Origin of the sequence: Skermania piniformis (assembly GCF_019285775.1) — a bacterium.
In the GTDB taxonomy this organism is placed as follows: Bacteria; Actinomycetota; Actinomycetes; order Mycobacteriales; family Mycobacteriaceae; genus Skermania; species Skermania pinensis.
Genome location: NZ_CP079105.1, coordinates 1,189,602 through 1,208,612, shown reverse-complemented (window position 1 = coordinate 1,208,612; position 19,011 = coordinate 1,189,602). Strand labels below are relative to the sequence as shown.

The window sequence follows — 19,011 nt, the reverse complement described above, 5'->3', positions numbered from 1 at the left end:
CCCGGGTGGCCGAACCGCACACCAACCGAAATCAAATGAGCGACCCGAGAGGGGTATTCATCATGGGCGGAGAACCGCGCAACGTCGACATCTGGGATTCCGCGGACGTGTGGATCCACCGCACCGCGGGCGTCACCGATGTCGCCGACATCGTCCCGGCCAGCATCGAGATCGAGTTCGACGCGGTCCCCGACGCGGACTGGGAGCTGGTCGGGCTCCTCAACGGCGAGGACGGTTTCGCCGAGACCGTCGAGTTCGACGAGTCCAGCTACAACGCATGGGGGTACGGCGAGATCCTCAAGTCGTTCCGGAACCGGCGGCTCGAACGGAAGTTCACCGCGCTCGAACGGAACGCCGTCACCGCGTACCTGGAGTCGCCCGGCGACACCGATACGCACGTCGTCGACGCGAAGCCGGCCCGGGTGTACCTCGGGTTCGAGACCCGCACCGACGACGGGAAGACGAAGCGGCGCATCACCACCGTGCCGTCGACCGTGAAGTCGGGCGGGCGCACAGACAACGAGCAGGACATGGCGTCCGTCGAGTACACGTGCGCGATCTTCCCGAACGGGTTGAAGCAGCGGTTCATCAAGCAGGAGACCGGGCTGCTGGTGCCGGAGCCGACGACCCCGCTGACGTACACCGTGGCGGTCACCGGGTCGCCGACCGGCGGCACATGGACCGCGACCGTGGGCGGCCAGACCACCAGCGGCATCCCGTACGACGCCACCGCCGGCGAGGTCGAGGCGCCGCTGGAAGCGCTGTCCACGGTGTCCGCAGCGACGGTCACCGGTTCAGACGGCGGCCCGTGGACGGTGACCGTGCCGGCAGCGCTCACCGCGTCCGGCGCCGGCCTGATCGGCGGGACCGCTCCGTCCGTGACGGTCACCCCGGTCTGACACCCGGGGCCAGTTGCTCGCCCGCCCGGCGTTCGTGCGGTTCTCCGGGCGGGCGGGGTCTCCACCCAGAACCGCACACCAACGTTGAAAGAAGGCGACCCCGCGTGCGCATCCCTTCCGACGCCGAGATCAACGAAGCCGCGACCCGGCTCGGTCTCGACGTCGACGGGGTGTGCCCGCCGTCGCTGCGAGGGCGGGTCGCCCGCACGGTCCAGGTCGCCGCCGCCGACACCGCCAGGACCGACGCCGCGGCAGCCGCAGCGGAATCGGTGACCGACGAGCTCGCCGCCGCGGTCGACCACATCGCGGCCGCGTACACGCAGCTGTGCCAACGGATTCCCGAACAGGCCGCGCGGGAGATCACCGCCGGTCTCGCACCCACTCTCTACCGCGCCGCATCAACGAACCGCACACCCCGGAAGGAACCGCACCAGTGAGTGAATCGATCGACCTCGACGACGGCTACGAACCCGACGACTACGACGACCGCGCCGACGAGCAGCCCGAACCCGAGCCGGCACGGCGCAAGCAGCCGAAGGGCCGTCGGCCGAAACGGGACGACTCCCGGATCCCGGCGCGCGCACCCCGACCCCAGGACCACCGGCCGGCCAGCACCCCGGTGATCCGGGGCGAAGCCGAAGGGATCGAAACCGTCACAGTCGAATTCGACGGCGAGTCCTACACGATCCCCGCCGACCCCGCCGACTGGCCGATCAACGCGACCGAAGCATTCGAGAACGGGCGCGCGGTCACCGCGATCCGGATGCTGCTGGCTCCCGACGAATGGATCAAGGTGCAGCGCAAGCAGTACCGGAACCGGCAGTTCCGGGAACTGTTCGACGCGCTCGCCCGAGCCGGCGGATTCCGCAACTCGGGAAACTGATCGGGCTGCTCGCCCTCCTCGCCGACGACGAGCAGCGCGACCGGCTGGAAGCCGATCTCGACCGGTACTACGGCCGCGACCTGCGCGACCTCTACCGCCGAGACGAGCACGGGCGCCGCCTGCTCACCCTGCGGATGCTGTTCGTCCGCGTCCTCGCCCTGCCCGCCGACTCCGCGCTCGCGGTCGCCGCGAACGACGGACGGATGCCGTGGTCGACCACCGACCACCTCCTCGCCGACCTGTGGGCGCTGCAAGCCCGCGCGCACGGCGGGAAGAAAGCGCCGAAGCAGCACCCCGGCCGGCCCCGCCCGAAAGCAAAGCCGATGACGGCGGCCAAGGCCGAGAAGTACCGCACCGCGCAACGCCGACGCCAGCAGATCCGCGACCGCCGCCAGCAGCCGCAACTACCCCCGGGAGGAGGGAACACCGCATGACCGATATCGGTGTCGCCACCCTCCAGGTCTTCCCGACCGCGCGGGGAATCACCCGGATGATCGACGAGCAGATCATCGCGCCGCTCGCACGGGGTGGCCGCGAGGCCGGCGACCGCGCCGGCCAGGGAATCGCGGACGGGATCCGCGGATCGACCGCGGCCGTCGAACGGGCGTCGCAACAGATCACGTCCGCGCGCGGGCAGGAAGCGTCGGCGGCGGACCGAGCCCAGGCCGCGGAGCGGGATCTCGCGGGCACCCGCACCCGCGCCGGCGGCGCCGTCGACGGGCAGGCACGCGGGGAGGAAGACCTCGCCCAGGCACGGCAACGCCGCGCGGGCGACACCGGCCGCGCTCGCGACGCGGAGGAAGACCTCGCCCGGGCGGCGCGTCGAGCCGGCGACGAGACCGCCGCCGGCGGGCGGGACGGCGCGAGCGCGCTCGGCGGCCTCAAGGACAAAGCCGGCGAGGCGGCCGACCAGCTCAAGGGCGTCGCCGTGGCGGCGGCCGGGATCGGCGGGATCGGGTCGGTCATCGCCGACGCCGCCGACTTCGACGTCATCGGGGACCGGCTCGCCGCCTCCCTCGGCGCGACCGGGCAGCTCGCGAAGGATTACGGCGACACCGCCGGCAAGGTGTACTCGTCCGGGTTCGGTGCGTCGATGGACGACGCAGCATCCGCCGTCGGCATCGTCGCATCGTCGTTCGCGACCCTCGGTTTCGAGGGCGAGGCGTCCCTCGAAACCGTGTCCCAGCGGGCACTCGCGTTCGCCGACGTCTTCGGCACCGACGTGTCCGCCGTCGTGCAGACCACATCGCAGCTGGTGACGAACGGCCTCGCAGCCGACTCGACCCAGGCGTTCGACCTCATGACGACCGCCTTCCAGCGAGTGCCGGCCGCGATGCGTGACGAGCTGCCCGAGATCCTCGACGAGTACGGAACCAACTTCCGCGCCCTCGGATTCGACGGTCAGTCCTCGTTCAACCTGCTCGTAACGGCCGCCGATCAGGGCAAGTTCGCGCTGGACAAGACCGGGGATGCGCTGAAGGAATTCACGATCCGCGGCTCCGACATGTCGGAAGCGTCGGCCGCCGCGTACGCCGCGATCGGCCTCAACGCACAGGAGATGTCGGACAAGGTCGCCGCCGGCGGCGCCGGCGCGCAGGAGGCGTTGCGGGCGACCGCGCAGGGCCTGCTCGGGATCGAGAGCCCCAGCGAACGCGCGAACACCGCGATCGCTCTGTTCGGCACTCCACTCGAAGACCTGTCGGTCGACCAGATCCCGCAGTTCTTGGAGGCTCTCGCCGGCGGTGAGGACCGGATGTCCGGGTTCGCAGGCGCGACCGACGAGATGTCGACGACCCTCGGTGACAACGCAACCGCGCGGCTCGAGACGTTCAAGCGGTCCGTGCAGACCGGCCTCGTCGAGGCGCTCGGCGCGTCGATCGGCTGGATCTCCGACAACTCCGGCATGCTCACCCAGCTCGGCATCGTCGCCGGCGTCACCGCGCTCGCGCTCGGCGGAATCGGGATCGCGCAGGGCGTGATCGCCGCCGGCGGGCTGATGAACTGGATTCGGTCGACCACGGCCGCTACCTGGTTGTTCAACTCCGCGTTGCTGGCGAACCCGCTGACCTGGGTTGCGCTCGGTATCGCCGCGGTCGTCGCCGCGGTAGTGATCATGTGGAACAAGTGGGATGGGTTCCGTAACTTCGTCACCGCCGCCTGGGACGGGATCAAATCGGCGTTCTCTGCCGCGTGGGGATTCATCCAGCCTGTACTCGCCGCGTTCGGCGAATGGTTCACCGGCACCGCTGTTCCCGCTGTCCTCGGATTCTGGCATGGGGTGATCGAGCCTGCGTTCTCGGTGATCGGCACCGTGATCTCGTTCTTCTGGAACACCGTCGTGAAGCCGGTGTTCGATCTGTTCGCTGCGGTGTTCGGGATAGTCGGCGCCGCGGTGATGTTGTTCTGGCACGGTGTGATCGAGCCCGCGTTCCAGGCGATCGGGTTCGTGTTCCAGCTGTGGTGGGCTGGCGTGCAGGTCGTGTGGGAGCTGTTCAAGCTCGGCCTGTCCGCTGCCGGCGACGTCGTGATGTGGCTGTGGAACTCGGTGATCGTGCCCGCGTTCTCCGTGATCGGAGCCGTGATCTCCGGCTGGTGGACCGGTGTCGTGCAGCCGGTCTGGGACGCGTTCACCGCGGGGCTCGGGTTCGCCGGCGACAAGGTGATGTGGCTGTGGAACTCGGTGATCGTGCCCGCGTTCGACGGGATCAAGGGCGCGGTCTCCGCCGCATGGGACTTCATCAAGCCCGTGTTCGACAACATCGGGACCGGGATCGAGGCGGTCGGCGCGATCGCCGGCCGGGTCGGCGACACCGCCCGCGGCGCGTTCGGCGGCGTCGCTGACATCATGCGTCAGCCGTTGCGGGTGATCGGCGGGCTGCTGGCGAACGTGCCGGAGAAGATCCTCGGCGTCTCCATTCCCGGCGCGGGGACCGTCCGTGCGTGGGGCGCGACCCTGCAAGGGCTGGCCGGTGGTGGCGTCGCCGGCCGCCGCCCGGACGGGTTGCTGTGGGGCCCGGGCACCGGCACGTCGGACTCGATCCTGGGCGTCGGCGCCGACGGCACACCGACCGCGCTGGTGTCCGCCGGCGAGGGCGTGGTGACGGAGTCCGCGATGCAACGCGGCGGCGACGAGCTGGTCGCTGCCCTGAACGCCGGATGGACCCCGCCGGCGGACTGGCTCGACCGGCTCGTCGGTGGCGGCACAGCCCTGGTCCGGGACGGCGACTACACCGGGCAGCTCGCACCGCTCGGGATCGACGAGGACCACCAGGCGGTCGCCGGCGTGCTCGGCGCGCGGTCGCTGCTTGTCGACGGCGACTACACCGGCAATCTGTACGACGCGACGGGGATCGAGGAGGACTCGCAGATCGTCGCCGGGGCGCTCGGCGCCCGCGACCTCCTGGTCGACGGCGACTACACGGGGAACTTCCGCGACGCGTTCGGCCAGGAGGAGGACAGCCCGGTCGTCGACGCGTTGCTCAAGGGCCGGGCAGCCGCGATCGGCGCGGCCGGCCTGGCCGCCGGCGACTACCGCGGCATCCTCGCCAGCGAGTTCGGGATCCAGGAAGACGACCCCGCGGTCGACGCGGCGCTGGACCTGCGGGACCTGCTGAAAGGTCGGCTCCCCGGATTCGCGGACGGCGGTGTCGTCGGCGCCGGGAAGATCACCCGCCAGCAGCTCCTCGACCAGGCCCGCGGAATCGAAGGCGTCCCGTACGTCTGGGGTGGCTGGGACGGTTCTTGGGGAACGGACTGTTCCGGCGCTCAGGCGCGGGCAGCGAACCTCGTCGCGTACGGCGACACCGAGACCGGTGGCCGGTTCGCGACCGGCACGCAGGCCGAAGCGCTCGCCGCCCGCGGTGCGCTGCCCGGTCTGGGCGGCCCTGACGACTACAGCATCGGCTGGTTCAACGGCGGCCCTTACGGCGGGCACACGGCCGGCACCCTGCCCGGCGGGACCGGGTTCGAGATGGGCGGCGGCCGCGGCGACGGCCAGTTCGGCGGGCCGGCTGCGAAAGCCGACGACCCGATGTTCACCGACCACGCGCACTTTCCCGCGTCCATGTTCGCGGGCCCGACGACCGCGGTACCGGAGGTGTCGACACCGACCCCGTCGTATCAGTCGCCGACCTACCAGAACGGTGTGACGACGACCCCGGTGCCGACAGGGGCCGGAGCTGGAACGGCCGGCCCGGCACCCACCTCCGGCGGAAGCGCATCCGGCGGCGGGCAGCGGCTGAAGACGTTCCAGGAACTCGGGTCCGACCTGGGCGGGATCATCGCCGGCGGGATCGTCGAGACGTTCGGTATCCCGGACTGGATCGCGGACCCGAACAAGCTGTTGCAGGGCGACGACGGGTCGAACGTGCGCACCAGCGGCGGCAGCAGCGCGAGCCTGGCCGGGGCCACGAGCTCGCCGGCTCCGTCCGCCGCGGCCGCAGGTACCTCGGCGCCGACACCAGCGCCAGCGCCGGCGCTGGCGCCGGCGTCGTCGTCGACCGGTGTCGGCGCCGGCGATGCGACCGTCGCTGTACCGGTCGACCCGTCGGGGCTGACCGGCTCCGACCTCTACAGCCACATGATCACGAGGACCGCTCGCGACATGGGTCTCGACCGTGCAGCCGCGGTGATCGGCAACGCGGTCGGGCTCGTCGAGTCGGAGATGCTGATGTACGCCAACAGCACCGTCCCCGAGTCGCTGTCGTTCCCGCACGACGCGGTCGGCTCCGATAGCGACTCGCTCAACTACATGCAGCAACGGCCGTCGCAGGGCTGGGGCACCGTCCCTCAGCTGATGGACCCCGCCTATCCGGCGAAGGCGTTCTTCGACGCGCTCGTCGGTGTCGACGGGTGGCAGTCGATGGACCCCGGTGTCGCGGCGCAGTCGGTGCAGCGGAGCGCGTTCCCGGACCGGTACAGCGAGCGGCTCGCGGACGCCGACGCATGGGTGACGAAGGCCGGTCTGTTCGACACCGGCGGGTGGCTGCCGCCGGGCGGGGTCGCGATCTCGGCTCTGACGAAACCGGAGCCGCTGCTGCCCGAGTCCCGGTGGGCGGTCGCCGAAGCGAACATTTCCGCGGTCGACAAGCTGGTCGCCGCGATGAACGGCGGCGGCCGCCGCGGCGGCGACACGTTCATCGCGAACGGCTACACCGCGGGCGATCTCGCCGGCGAGTGGCGGCGGCAGACGTGGGCCCGCACCGGCGGATACGACGGGCGGGGATGGTAGATGGCGGTCGGACGGTCGATCACGTACGTCGGTGTCGACGGTGCACGCTGGCACCTGCACGGCGTCGACATGGGCGCCGAGGGCGTCTACCTGACCAGCCTCGCCGGGTTCTACTTCCCCGTGTCGGTACCGCTGTCCCAGCAGCCGGCGTACATGCGGGGCGCGAAACCGGGCCCGTCGAAGATCGATCCGTCCGTTATCGACATGAAGCTGTTCACCTCCGCGGAGACCGAGGAGGAGTGGGAGGACGTCGAGTCGGCGTGGTGGCGGTCCTGGTCCACCGAGGAAGACGGGACGCTGATCGCGACCGACCGGCGGGGCCGGCGCCGCACCCAACCGGTCCGGCTCCAGAAGTGGCCCAGCGAGCCATTCGACTTCGAGCCCGAGACCGAGATGGAGTGGACGCTCCCGACGATCGCGTACTCCCCGGGCTGGCGCGGCCCGCAGCTGGTCAGCAGGTGGCAGAACAGCAGCGGCAGCGGGTCCGGGGTGCTGCGGCTCGCCAACCCGGGCGACATCGAGATCTGGCCGCAGATCGCCGGCTGGGGCCAGGCCGGCGTCCGGGTGACGGTGCCGGACGGTATCGGCGGCACCACGGTGCGGCTGACCGAGTTCGCGGACGGTGAGCACTGGCTCGTCGACCCGGACATGACGGGCGGGGTCAACCTGGACACGGTCACCAACACCCAAGCCGCCGCCCGCATGGCCGGGCTGCTGTTCCAGTATCCGATCCCCCCGCACACCGTCACCCCGGTCGACTGCCCGGTCTCGGCGACCGGCGCCGACACCGACACCGAGGTCGCGGTGTACATGACGCCGCTGCACATGAGGCCGTGGGGGTGAGATGACCGCGCCACCGGTCGATTTCCTCACTCTCGACGACGTCCGCGACCACATCGTCGCCCGCCGCCGCCGCGAGCAGCGGGACGCTCTCGCGCGTCCGAAGATGACGATCTGCGACAAGACCTGGGAGCCGGTGTGCTACCTGCGGGGTGAGCTCGCGTGGGACTTCGAGGAGGTCGCGAACGACACCGGCGAGGGTGAGTTCACGATCCCCGGTGACCACCTTCTGACCGAGTGGCTGCTGCGGCCGTCGCTGCGGCAGGCCGACGTGCACATCGTGGTCGACACCCCGTACTGGCGGTGGGGCGGGAAGTGCGATCAGATCCAGCGGATCTACAAGGCCGGCGAGATGGTCGCTGTGCGAGTGCATTTCCTGCACGACTACCACCAGGCCAAGAAGATCACGTGCTACGCGAACCCTATCTTCCCGGCTGAATTTCAGGTGCCCAAGGCGATGCCGTACGCGGGCCCGACGTGCACCGGGACCATCTTGTACGGGTTGTCGAACGCGTGGCGCATCCAATCGTTGAACGCGATCCCGGACAACATCTTCAACCCCGCGCAGTGGTCGGGGCTGTGGGACCCGGCGCAGTGGTGGACGACTTTCGTGCCGGTGAACCCGCTCACCGACACCAGCCAATGGACGGTGCTGAGTTCGCGTTTCGCGAACTTCCACGACCTCATGGCGCCGACACTCGCGTCGGCCGGAGTGCTGTTGCAGCCGCAGCGGTGGATGCCCGGGGAGCCGCAGCCGGCCGGCAACTTCTACCAGCTCCAGCACTCGACCCGCGTGTTCCGAGCGATCGACAAGTCCGGGTACGCGGGCCCGACCGGCACCATGATCGACGGCCTACTCAACCTCGTCGGCACGATCGCCGAGGACCTGATCAACGAGATCGTCACCGAACTCGCCACCGAACAGCCGGACGAGTACAAGCTGCCCGGCTGGTTCGGGACGGTGAAAACGGCTCCGTGGGTCGTGTTCCCGCAGGGGAAGCATTCCACGGTGCGGTCGCAGACGATGACGATCCACAAGGCTCTCGCCTACGCGATGGTTCACGGCGGGAAATCGCCGCAGTGGGTGAACTCGGCAGCGAAGCTGGCAGCGAACGCCGCGCTCGGCTACCTCGGGATGCTGGTCGGCAACCCGGGTCTCGCGCTGGGCGTGTTCGACTTCCTCGTCGAGGACACCATCCTCGCGTTCCACCGGGTGGGGAACCCGTTCCGGAAACAGGCGATGGGCCCGGACGCCTACTTCGAGAACTGGGTCCAGGGCCCCGGCGTCGGATTCACCCTGTCGACGTTGCAGGCGTTCATCACCGGCTTCTGGGACACCCGCGGATACACCTCCTACACCGCCGAGATCGACGCCTACGCACCGTATGTGCCGGGCAAACATTTCGGGCTGATGGACCGGATCGGGTTCGACTTCGGCGGCGAATGGTACGTCGACAACGTCCACGCGATCCGCTACAAGGGCGACCGGGCGACCTTGCCGGCGTGGGAGATCAGCATCGGGAACGACCAGGCCGAGGAGGAGCCGATGGCGAAGTTGATGCGGTACAAGGAGAACATTCTGTCGCTGATCCAGTTGCAGGGTGTCGGGGTCTGACATGGTCGCCGACTTCCCGGACGGCAGCAACTTCCGCGACAACCCTCCCGACCACCCGAACACCGATCTGTGGCGGGACATCCCGATGTCCGGCGAATGGATCACGATCCGCGACAAGAAGGGACGTAAGCGGCGGTTCTGGAAAGCGACCGCACGCGGCGCGATCACGCTGCCCGCGACCGCGTCCCGGCTCGCCGAGCACGCCGAGCTCGTCGGCTACGTCCTGGACCCGAAGCTCGCGAAGATCAAGCGGCAGGACCCGGTGCGGCTCGGTCGGTCGCTGACCAGCCCGGGCGACTGGGTCGACCTCAGCGCACCCGACCCGGCACCGAACCCCGTCCTCGAGCACGCCGCCGCAGCCGAGGCCGAACTCACCCCGGTCGAGCTCCGCGAACTCCGCGACCGCATCGACCAACAACTCGAAGGACACGCATGAGCCAGCGCTACTGGCCGCTCGAACGCGGCACCTACACGATCAGCTCGGGATTCGGTGCCCGCCGCAACCCGGTCACCGGCGCCGACGAATCCCACCGCGGCCTCGACTTCGCCGCGAAGATGGGCACCCCGATCTACGCCCCAGCCGCCGGCGTGTGCGTCGAGGGCGCCGACCGGTGGAACGTCCAAGGGTTCGGCCGCTGGATCTGGCTCGACTGCCAGCAGTCGGTGCAGCTCGACGTGATCGTCGGGCATTGCGACCCGCTCGTCCGCAAAGGCGACCGCATCCGGGCCGGCCAGCTCATCGGCCGCGTCAACCGACACGGGCAGTCGACCGGTCCGCACGCGCACGTCGAGCTGTGGACCCCGCCCGGCCGGGTCCCCGAGAACGGCCGCACCGGCCGGGCCATCGACCCCGCCCTCTGGTTCGCGTCCGCCGCATTCCCCGCCGGCCCACCACCGGCGGCACCGACCCCGACAGGAGGCCCTCGCATGTCCCAACTCCAAGCCGACCTCACCATGCTCACTACAGCCGACAGCGGATCGCGCGACCCCGCGCGCTGCCAGGCGATCGTCTGGCACACCAACGAAGGCCCCGAACGTGGCAGCGTCGAGTCGCTGCTCCGGTTCTGCCAGAACCGGACCAACGGTGCCAGCTACAACGTGATCGTCGGCGTGCAGGCCGACCACCAGGGCCGCCTACGCCCCCTGGTCGGGCGCAGCAACGACGACAACTACATCCCCTGGGCAGCGGGCACCACCGGCAACCGGATCGGGCTGCACGGGTGCATCCTCGGCTACGCCGAGCAGAAGCGCGCCGAATGGCTCGACCCGATCGAACTGATCGACGGCGCGGCACGGGTCACCCGGGACTGGTCGGACCGGTACGACATCCCGCTCCGCAAGATCAACGGCGACCAACTCCGCGCCGGTGAACGCGGCGTGTGCGGGCACGCCGACGTATCCGCAGCGTGGCGCGAGGTCGACCACTGGGACCCGGGGCCGGAATTCGTCTGGGACGAGCTGATCGGCCGCGCTGCGGCGGTGCGGCTGTGACGTTGTCGACGTACTGGTGGGACGTGCTCGAGCGGGCGGCGATGACCGGCTGCCAGGCCGTGCTCGCCGCCGCCGGCACCGACGCAGCCGGCATCACCGATCTCGACGCGCGCGCAATCGCGTCGGTCGCCGCACTCGCCGTGATCCTGTCCGCGGTCAAGTCGGTCGCGCTGCGCGGCTTCGGCCGGACCGAGACCGCATCGCTGGTCCCGACGATCGGTGAGGTCCCGCCGCGATGATCGCCCGGGTGCGCGTCGGGTCGCTCCTCGACGGCGAATCGATCCGCCCCTACCAGGCCGCCGTCTACAGCGCGTACATCGTGGCCGGCGCGCAAGCGCTGATCACCGGCACCGCACCCGGCGCCGTGGAGCGCGCACTCGGCACCCAGTTCGCGATCGCCTGGGCATGCCTGCTCGTGGTCTGCCCGGTCCTCACCCTCGCAGGCGCGATCGCGCGGACCTCACTCCCCGGGCTCTGGCTCCAGGTCGCCGGTGACGGCGGCGCATCGTTCGCCGGCCTCGCGTACTCGGTCGCGGTATGGCAGGCGTCCTGGTCGGAACGCGCCACGTTCGCGGCGTGGGTCGGGGTCGCGCTGGCCGTGTGCTCGGCCGGCATGTGCCTGCACACGATCCGGCAGATCCGGGCGATCCTGCGGGAGGCTGCGCGTGGGTGAGGTCGGCGTCAGCATCGGCGATCTCGCGGTCGGGGGCGGGGTCTTCACCGTCGTCGCAGCGCTGATCGCCGCCGTGGTTGGGTGGCGGCGCGGCACCGCGAACGTCGCCGAGGTCGCGGCTCGGCTGACACACTCGGTCGCGGAGGATCTTCGTGCCGACATCGCCGCGATGGAGGACAAGCACGTCAAGGAGACCGACCGCCTCGAAGCCCGGATCGTAGACTTCGAGGTCAAGCTCGACGACGCCCGCGATCAGATTGCCACGCTGACCGTGCTCCTGCGCACCGCTATCCCCCTGCTCAGGGCAGCCGGGCACGTCGCCGAGGCGGACGAGATGTCGGCAGCGGTGCGTCGGAGGGTCGGGCCGTGACATCGCCGGACCAGGCGGGTGTTCCCGACGAGACGCAAGGCCAGTCGGTCGGGTCGTGGGGATTCGGCAACCTGATCGACGGCCTGGCGGGCGGGTTCGGCGGTTTCATCAACGGGTTCCTCGCGTCCGGGCTGCGTCTGCTCGCCGACCTGCTCGGCGGGGTACCGATCGTCGGCGACACGCTCGAGGACATCGTCGGCGGGATCGCCGACAACATGAACACCACTCAGGCGACCGCGACGACGGCGCATTCCACGGCGACCACCGCGCAGTCGACCGCGCAGTCCGCCCAGACGACGGCGACCGCCGCGCAGAACACTGCCACTGCGGCGAATGCGAACGCGTCGGCGGCGGTCTCGACCGCTCAGGCAGCCGCGAACGCCGCAGCGGACGCGCAGGAAACCGCCGACATCGCCTACGCGCTCAGCTCCTACTGGGAGCTCGAAGCGGTGATCGCTTCGGCCGCTGTGCAGCTCGGCGTGAACGAACTCAGGATCGGGGCGTGCCAGAACGTCCCCTCGGGGCAGTCGCGGAAGATCACCGACCTGCACATCGCGCTGCTCACCCAGCCGGGCGGGATGGTGCTCCAAACCAAGAAGTGGAACGCGGCCGGCACCGCGAGTTCGGTGATCCACACCGCGACCCTGGGGGCGAACGTCACCCGCGTGAGCTACAACAACCTGGAGTTGAACGTGGCCGACAAGGAACGCGTGTTCTGGAACGTCGACTCGGTGACCGGGTCGACGCCTCCGAACGCCCTGCAATGCGCGCTTTTCGGGGTGATCCTGTGACCCGGTACGTGATCGCGATCGCCGGCAACAGCGACCCGGCCGAGTCCGGGCCGGCGCTGCCGCGCGACGTGTCGATCACGTTCGTCCCCGAGATGTCGTGGCCGATCTGGCACACCGTGTTCGGCCTGCCCGACCTGACCGGGCTGTGGTGGTACGCCGCGGCCGCAGACGCCCGCCCGGTGTTGACCGCTGCGCTCGACGAGTTCGATGAGCGCGGCGACGAGCTGGCCCGCCTGCTCGACCCGCAGGACTGGCGCGGTGTGCGCGGCAACCGGCAAGTCCTCGCCAGGGTGATCGAGGAGCTGGACCGGTGGCCGGACAACGTCATCGCCGTCGGCCGTGAGGACGAATGAGCTTCCTGCTCAAGCGGTCCCCAGAGCTGGTGTGGGCGGGGTTCTTCGACACCTTCGACCGGCCGGTCGAGAACCCTGTGCAGCGGCCGTGGGTGCACCTCGGCGACGGCACCCCGGCCGACATCAACAACATCGCCGAACTGCACATACCGAGCAACTACAGCACCACCAACGGTGGTGGCGAAAGCTACGAGTTCCAACCGTTCACGCCGAACTGGGGATTCGACGCCACGTTCTGGTTCCCACCCACCGGTGTTGCATCGCAGGGATTCTCGTTCTACCTCACCGACTCGTGGGCGCGGATCGACGCATTGTTCCAGAACGTGGTCGGGGTTCGGTTGATCTACCAGACCCCGGCCGCGGGCGGCGACATCGTGCAGGTCGGGCAGCTCGCCACCCCGGTGTCGGCGGTCACCAACCGCGGGCAATGGTCAAGCCCGGTCGTGTTCAACGGGAACACCTTGCAGTTGCGGGTGTGGGTCGACGCCGACCAGTTCATCCGGATCTGGCTCAACGGTGTCTACGTCGGTGCCGCGGTGACGACGCCGGCGTACCGGACAGGCCCCGACCGCCGCTGTATCCGGCTCCTCAATTCCGCGGCCTGCGACGTGTGGTTGCGCGAATTCTTCTGCTACGACCGGGTATCGGACGTCGTTTCCGGGCCGTGGTCGTCGGTGTTCTACGACAACTTCGACCGAGCGAACGGCGCCCCGGGGAACGGGTGGACCGTGGTCGGCGCGACGGGGCAGATCAGCGCGAACGCCTACGCGAAGACCGGCACCACCGACGGCGGCGCGGCGATCCTCCGCAACACCGGCCTGACCGGCGGGGTGATGCGGGTCGACGCGACGATCAAGACCGCAACCGCGCACGAGCACGCGATCATCCTGCACGCCAACGCCGCCGGCACGCAGGGCCTCGCGTGCCGGGTCACGACGGGCAACGCGAAACTGTTCCGGTTCTCCACCGTGCTGTCGGGGAACCCGCCGACCTGGACGCAGCTCGGCAGCTTCTCTGCGCCGTCGACGAACAACGCCGCCGGCCACGTGATCCGGGCCGAGACCCGCCCGAACGGGTCGGCGTACGTGTGGCGCGGCGACGAACTGCTCGCGTGGGCCGACAGCGTGTTCGCGACCGGGGTCGCCGCGACGAACCCGTACGCCGGCGTGTTCGTGTCCCGAGCATCGTTCGTCAACTCCGGGCAGTGGGACGACGTTCGACTACTGGCCGCCGCATGACCGAGGAGCGATGATGGCTGAAATGCTGGACCTGTTCGACCCGCCGCTACTGCGCGCGCTGCCGCTGACCTACGGCCGCGATGTCCGGTTCCGGCTGGTGCCGCGCTCGACCGCCACCTGGCCCGTCGTTCCGGCCACGGCCGCGATATGGATCGGCGGCGTCCCCAATTTCACCGTGCCGGCCGGCACGGTGCCCGACCCCGCCGAGGTGCAGATCTACCCCGGTGAGGTCACCGCCGCCGCGATCGACCTCGGGTTCGAGTCCGAGATCGCCGACACCGTCGCCGGCAAGCTGGTGTGGCGGATCCGGCTCACCTTCCCGGACGGCACCCCGACCGGCTACAACGACGTCCCCGCGCAGGGGCTTACGCGGCGCGCGGACGGCAAGCGATGACCTCAGGGTTCCCGGGCATGCCGGACATGCCGGATGTGCTCGAGGTCGACGTGCGGATTCCCGGGATCGCGGTCGACCCGGCCGGGTCGCCGACGATCGAACTCGACCCCGAGCCCGGCGGCCCGACTGTGGTCGCGGTCGTCTCGGCCGGGCCGGCGGGCGAGCGGGGACCGGCCGGGCCGGCGGGCGAGCGGGGACCGGCCGGTGGGTTCACGCACACTCAAACGACCCCCGCCGCGACGTGGATCATCGACCACCAACTCGGCCGATACCCGGCCTCGGTGCTGGTCGTTGTCGACGGCGAACAGGTCGACACCGATGTCGCCTTCCCGGACATCGGCACCATCTCGATCGTCTTCGCGACCCCGCAATCCGGCCGCGCCGAGATCGTCTGAAACCCCCTGTTGGAAAGGAAACCTCATGGCACTCAAGATCGGCAACGGACTCAACCTGCTCAACCAGCGGATCCAGAACGTGGGCTCGCCCTCGGCTGCTTCCGACGCCGCGAACAAGTCCTACGTAGATGCCCTGCTCAACGGCTTGCAGTGGAAACCCGGCGTCCGCGTGGCGACCACTGCGAGCGGAACGCTGGCGTCCGCATTCGCCAACGGCTCGGTTGTCGACGGCGTTACGTTGGCGACGGGCGACCGGATTCTGATCAAGAATCAGTCGACCGCGTCGGAGAACGGGATCTACGTTGTCGCCGCTTCGGGGGCGCCGACCCGCTCGGCCGACGCGGACGGCGCCGGCGAGATCGTCCCGAACACGACCGTGCTGGTCGCCGAGGGAACGGTCAACGCGGACACCGCTTGGACGGTCACCAACAACGGCACTATCACGGTCGGTACGACCGGGCTGACGTTCGCCCCGGTCGGTGGGGGCGCGACCTACACCGCGGGCAACGGCCTGCAGCTGTCGTCGAACGCGTTCTCGGTTCTGCTCGACAGCGCGTCCGGACTGGTGGTGTCCGGCACGGGATTGAAGGTCGACCCGTCTGTCGTCGCCCGTAAGTACGCGGCGAACATCGGCAACGGGTCGCTGACGTCGATCCCGGTCACCCACAATCTCGGGACCCGCGACGTGGTGGTTTCGGTGCACGACACGACCACGTACGAGGAGGTCCTCGCCGATGTCGTGAAGACCGACGCGAACAACGTGACGATCACCTTCGCCACTGCTCCCGCCTCGAACGCCTACCGCGTGACCGTGATCGGCTGACATGGGACGTCGGGCGCCCGGCCCGGCGCCGACCGCGGCAGATCACCTGTTGCGGCTCGGTGACCTGGCCGAGTATTCGTTCTGTGTCCGCCGGCTCAACACGGCCACAGTCGCTGTCACGGCTGGAACGGTGTACATGCAGATGCCAGCCGGAACGTTCGACACCTTGGATCGGGCACGGTTCGCCGGCCGCGAAGCGGTTGCGGGTGACGACTTCGTCAAGGACACCGGGCTCGGTCGGGTTCGGATCCCGGTGTCGGGAATATGGCGGTTCGGGATGCGGCTGGAGTCGTCGGCACAGTCGACAGCTCTGCCGTTCACACACCTGTGCACGTCGTCTGCCGAGACGTCGGGGTACGCCGCTGCCGAACGGGGCGGCTTCGGCGCCTACTACGGCGGTGGTCTTTGGACGACCTGGGAGCTGCCCCTCGTCGCTGGCACCTACGTCCAGCCCGGCTTCATGCTCAGTTCGAACAACATCGCCGGTGGCGCCGGCGGGTTGACCTGGTTCAAGGGCTGGCTCTCGCAACAGTTCTCATCGCTGACGCCGGCCCAGGCCGCATGGTCGGGGCCCGAGATCATCCTCAACGGCCCGAACGCCATGCTGACCAGCGACTGGAACGACGCCTGGGGTGGGGCGTGGATCGAACCCGGTCCGGCCGGCCTCGGCGTGAATCTCACGCACGTCGGCTTCCGGCTTGGCGGCGCTTTGGAGGTGGTCGGCGGCACAGGGAATCTAACCGTCGAGGTCTACGTCGGGACGCCGTCGAACGTCGGCAGTGTCGCCGCGTCGTTCACCGTGGCGGCCGGGCTGAACAGCTACGTCTATCCGCTGCCGACCGCCTACCTCTGCGGACCGGGGTCGGTCGTGCGGATCAAGCCGACGATCGGCACGGCCACGGCCAAGGGCCCGGTCCACGTCCATCTCCGCGGACAGTACGCGGCGTGAGCAGGCTCCTGCCGTCGCGTCCGACCTGGAAGGCATTCGTTGTCACCGGCCGCACCTTCGGCGGCTCGGCGACGGGCACCGCCACCGTGACCATCCCGTCGACCGCCGAGCCCGGCAACCTGCTGCTGGTGGTGGGCGTCTCGCAGGTCTCGAATTCCACCCTCAGCGTCGACTCGTCGCCGAACTGGGCGATGCTGGCCCAGGCTGTGGTCGCGAACCGGCCCACGATCGGGTGTGCGTGGGGTGTCGCCGGCAGTGCCGGCGCGCTCACCTTGTCCGGGTCGACCTCGCTCGCCTGGTCGTGCACTTCGCTCCGCGGCTGGAACGGTGTCACAGCCGACCTCAAGGCGGCGGGTGCGAACAACTACGGCGCCGTGCCCGTGACCGCACTCGACCCCGGCTACCCCGCCGGAGTCGAATGGTTGTGCTTCACGGGGTTCGTCAACAGCGCACGCAGCACCCCGTCCGTTCTCCCCTCGGGGTTCGGCAACCAGCAGAGCTATCACGTGAACACCACCCGCGCGTCCATCGACACCGTCGACCGGATCCGGACCGGCGCGCAACCGTCCGCGAACTGGCAGTCCGGCGACGGCTACTGGTCGACGCTCACCATCGGCGCTCGCGCCGCTTGATCGGCTCGCGCTCAGCGGGTCTGTTCGACCACGCAGCTGTCGACGGCCTGCACCAGCTCGTCCCCGGGCGAGATGCCTAGAACGTCCGACGCCTCGGCGAACGTCGTGTTATTCCGGGCGCCGCCGGTGCTGGCGTATGGGACACCGCCGCGGATGATCCAGACGTCGGACCGCTCCCGCACCTTCCCGCCGGCGTCGGCGATCGTCGCGCCGAAGTAGGTGACGCCAGAGTCCGTTATCACGGTCGGATTGGTCAGTTGGTAGCCGGCCGCGGTGAGGCCGGCCGTGATCGTGGCGGTGACGCCGGGGGCGGCGGGCGCGCACCTCGGATCCGCGGCCGGGCGGGCAGGCGGCGGACTGGTCGGCGCCGCCGCGCTGGTGCTGCTGGTCGTGCCGGTGCTGCTGCTCGCGGGGATCGTGTGGCTCGTCGACGCGCTGGCCGCGCTGGCCGCGGGCGCCGTCGTGTCGGACTCGGCCGCTGCGTCGTCACCGTTGTCGATCGCGTTGCCGATCGCGCCGAGCACCAGCAGCCCGGCGAGGACACCGCCTACTATCCACAGCCACCGGCGTCTCGGCTTCGGCGTGGTCGGCGGGGAAAGGGTCGGCGGGGGCGTGTTCACGGGGGTGTCCGTCCTTCGTAGATCGGTCCCCCGACCGGGCGACGACGTTACCGCGGGCCCGGCCCTGCTACGCGACAAGGGGGAGGTCGGCGCCGGCGGCCGCGCGGCGGCGGGCGTTGTCGGGGATCGCGGTATAGATCTGCGTCGTCACGACCGAGGCATGCCCGAGCAGCTCCTGGACCGCGCGGATGTCGCGGTCCACCGCATACGCCTGGGAGGCGAACCGGTGCCGGAGCGTATGCGTCGTCCATCCGGCCGGCAGCGTCCGGGAGATCAGCTTGCCGACGTGGGCCGCGGTGAGGTGACCCGGCCCCCTCGCAGCCGGAGACGGGAAGCACCAGCCGGGGCCGCGCGCGAGCAGCCGTTCGGCGAACTCGTCGCTGATCGGGATCAGGCGGGTCCGGTCGCCCTTTCCGCGGACCCGCAGTTCGTGGCGGCCGCCGAGCACCTCGACATCGTCGGCGCGTACTCGCGCGATCTCGGCGCGCCGGAGTCCGGCCGACGCGCCGAGCGACAGCATGAGCCGCTCCCGCGGCCCGGCGGCCATCACTGCCCGCAGCACGTACGACTCGGGGCACGGCCGCGGCTTGCCGAGGTCGGCGCGGACGGGGAGCAGCTCGGCTGCGGGGTCATCCTGGCGCCGGCCGGACCGGTGGGCCCACCGGAAGAACCCGCGAATGCTGGCCAACGCGCTGCGTCGGGTGCTGGCCTTCCAGCCGCGCCGGCCGAGCCACACCTCGAGGTGTTCGGCGGTGACCATGTCGGGCCCTACCCCGACCTCTGTAGCGCACCTGAGCAGGTGGTACCTGCGCAGC

22 protein-coding genes are annotated in these 19,011 nt (G+C 70.1%); 20 read left to right on the top strand and 2 right to left on the bottom strand.

Going from position 1 to position 19,011, the window contains the following annotated elements; all coding sequences use genetic code 11:
- The first annotated feature begins 35 nt into the window (after positions 1 to 35).
- The 20 genes from KV203_RS05525 to KV203_RS05430 all read left to right on the top strand — a co-directional run bounded on the left by KV203_RS05525 (position 36) and on the right by KV203_RS05430 (position 17,576).
- Entirely contained in the window at positions 36 to 899 is an 864-nt protein-coding gene (locus KV203_RS05525; RefSeq protein WP_157079983.1) for a hypothetical protein, read from the top strand.
- Between the two features lie 104 nt (positions 900 to 1,003).
- Positions 1,004 to 1,336 (top strand): hypothetical protein, encoded by a 333-nt coding sequence (locus KV203_RS05520; RefSeq protein ID WP_066474828.1) that lies wholly within the window; start codon positions 1,004 to 1,006, stop codon positions 1,334 to 1,336.
- A complete protein-coding gene (locus KV203_RS05515) occupies positions 1,333 to 1,782 on the top strand; it encodes a hypothetical protein (protein ID WP_066474825.1) in 450 nt (149 codons plus the stop codon). The genes KV203_RS05520 and KV203_RS05515 overlap by 4 nt, the downstream gene beginning before the upstream one ends.
- A complete protein-coding gene (locus KV203_RS05510; RefSeq protein ID WP_157079982.1) occupies positions 1,683 to 2,216 on the top strand; it encodes a hypothetical protein in 534 nt (177 codons plus the stop codon). The genes KV203_RS05515 and KV203_RS05510 overlap by 100 nt, the downstream gene beginning before the upstream one ends.
- On the top strand, positions 2,213 to 7,012 hold the full coding sequence (locus KV203_RS05505; RefSeq protein ID WP_066474822.1) for a hypothetical protein: 4,800 nt from the start codon (positions 2,213 to 2,215) through the stop codon (positions 7,010 to 7,012). The genes KV203_RS05510 and KV203_RS05505 overlap by 4 nt, the downstream gene beginning before the upstream one ends.
- Complete coding sequence (locus KV203_RS05500) at positions 7,013 to 7,855, top strand: hypothetical protein (protein ID WP_066474821.1); 843 nt, start codon at positions 7,013 to 7,015, stop codon at positions 7,853 to 7,855. It abuts the gene before it with no gap.
- Position 7,856: 1 nt separating this feature from the next.
- Positions 7,857 to 9,467, top strand: coding sequence for a Gp37-like protein (locus KV203_RS05495; protein ID WP_066474815.1), 1,611 nt, complete (start codon positions 7,857 to 7,859; stop codon positions 9,465 to 9,467).
- Positions 9,454 to 9,903, top strand: coding sequence for a phage gene 29 protein family protein (locus KV203_RS05490; RefSeq protein WP_157079981.1), 450 nt, complete (start codon positions 9,454 to 9,456; stop codon positions 9,901 to 9,903). The genes KV203_RS05495 and KV203_RS05490 overlap by 14 nt, the downstream gene beginning before the upstream one ends.
- A complete protein-coding gene (locus KV203_RS05485; protein ID WP_066474812.1) occupies positions 9,900 to 10,958 on the top strand; it encodes a M23 family metallopeptidase in 1,059 nt (352 codons plus the stop codon). The genes KV203_RS05490 and KV203_RS05485 overlap by 4 nt, the downstream gene beginning before the upstream one ends.
- Positions 10,955 to 11,197 carry a holin gene (locus KV203_RS05480; RefSeq protein ID WP_066474810.1) on the top strand — a complete coding sequence of 81 codons (243 nt, stop codon included), beginning with the start codon at positions 10,955 to 10,957 and terminating at the stop codon, positions 11,195 to 11,197. The genes KV203_RS05485 and KV203_RS05480 overlap by 4 nt, the downstream gene beginning before the upstream one ends.
- A gap of 8 nt (positions 11,198 to 11,205) precedes the next feature.
- Positions 11,206 to 11,631 (top strand): hypothetical protein, encoded by a 426-nt coding sequence (locus tag KV203_RS05475; RefSeq protein ID WP_157079980.1) that lies wholly within the window; start codon positions 11,206 to 11,208, stop codon positions 11,629 to 11,631.
- A complete protein-coding gene (locus tag KV203_RS05470) occupies positions 11,624 to 12,001 on the top strand; it encodes a hypothetical protein (protein WP_066474805.1) in 378 nt (125 codons plus the stop codon). Before KV203_RS05475 ends, KV203_RS05470 begins: the two co-directional genes overlap by 8 nt.
- Positions 11,998 to 12,792 carry a hypothetical protein gene (locus KV203_RS05465; RefSeq protein ID WP_066474801.1) on the top strand — a complete coding sequence of 265 codons (795 nt, stop codon included), beginning with the start codon at positions 11,998 to 12,000 and terminating at the stop codon, positions 12,790 to 12,792. The genes KV203_RS05470 and KV203_RS05465 overlap by 4 nt, the downstream gene beginning before the upstream one ends.
- Positions 12,789 to 13,145 (top strand): hypothetical protein, encoded by a 357-nt coding sequence (locus KV203_RS05460; RefSeq protein ID WP_066474799.1) that lies wholly within the window; start codon positions 12,789 to 12,791, stop codon positions 13,143 to 13,145. The genes KV203_RS05465 and KV203_RS05460 overlap by 4 nt, the downstream gene beginning before the upstream one ends.
- Positions 13,142 to 14,383: a hypothetical protein gene (locus KV203_RS05455; protein ID WP_066474798.1), complete on the top strand. Its 1,242-nt coding sequence runs from the start codon at positions 13,142 to 13,144 to the stop codon at positions 14,381 to 14,383. Before KV203_RS05460 ends, KV203_RS05455 begins: the two co-directional genes overlap by 4 nt.
- Positions 14,384 to 14,396: 13 nt before the next feature.
- Positions 14,397 to 14,777, top strand: coding sequence for an LtfC-like domain-containing protein (locus KV203_RS05450; RefSeq protein WP_157079979.1), 381 nt, complete (start codon positions 14,397 to 14,399; stop codon positions 14,775 to 14,777).
- Positions 14,774 to 15,172: a hypothetical protein gene (locus KV203_RS05445; protein ID WP_157079978.1), complete on the top strand. Its 399-nt coding sequence runs from the start codon at positions 14,774 to 14,776 to the stop codon at positions 15,170 to 15,172. Before KV203_RS05450 ends, KV203_RS05445 begins: the two co-directional genes overlap by 4 nt.
- 25 nt (positions 15,173 to 15,197) lie before the next feature.
- On the top strand, positions 15,198 to 15,995 hold the full coding sequence (locus KV203_RS05440) for a hypothetical protein (protein ID WP_066474788.1): 798 nt from the start codon (positions 15,198 to 15,200) through the stop codon (positions 15,993 to 15,995).
- A 1-nt stretch (position 15,996) separates the two neighbouring features.
- Positions 15,997 to 16,944 carry a hypothetical protein gene (locus KV203_RS05435; RefSeq protein ID WP_066474785.1) on the top strand — a complete coding sequence of 316 codons (948 nt, stop codon included), beginning with the start codon at positions 15,997 to 15,999 and terminating at the stop codon, positions 16,942 to 16,944.
- The gene (locus KV203_RS05430; protein WP_066474782.1) at positions 16,941 to 17,576 is read left to right on the top strand and encodes a hypothetical protein; all 636 of its coding nucleotides are present in this window, start codon (positions 16,941 to 16,943) and stop codon (positions 17,574 to 17,576) included. Before KV203_RS05435 ends, KV203_RS05430 begins: the two co-directional genes overlap by 4 nt.
- Before the next feature lie 11 nt (positions 17,577 to 17,587).
- Here the strand turns inward: KV203_RS05430 and KV203_RS05425 are convergent, their stop codons facing one another.
- Positions 17,588 to 18,196 (bottom strand): DUF2510 domain-containing protein, encoded by a 609-nt coding sequence (locus KV203_RS05425; protein ID WP_174522085.1) that lies wholly within the window; start codon positions 18,194 to 18,196, stop codon positions 17,588 to 17,590.
- Between the two features lie 67 nt (positions 18,197 to 18,263).
- Positions 18,264 to 18,956 carry a tyrosine-type recombinase/integrase gene (locus tag KV203_RS05420; protein ID WP_246600604.1) on the bottom strand — a complete coding sequence of 231 codons (693 nt, stop codon included), beginning with the start codon at positions 18,954 to 18,956 and terminating at the stop codon, positions 18,264 to 18,266.
- Between the last annotated feature and the right edge of the window lie 55 nt (positions 18,957 to 19,011).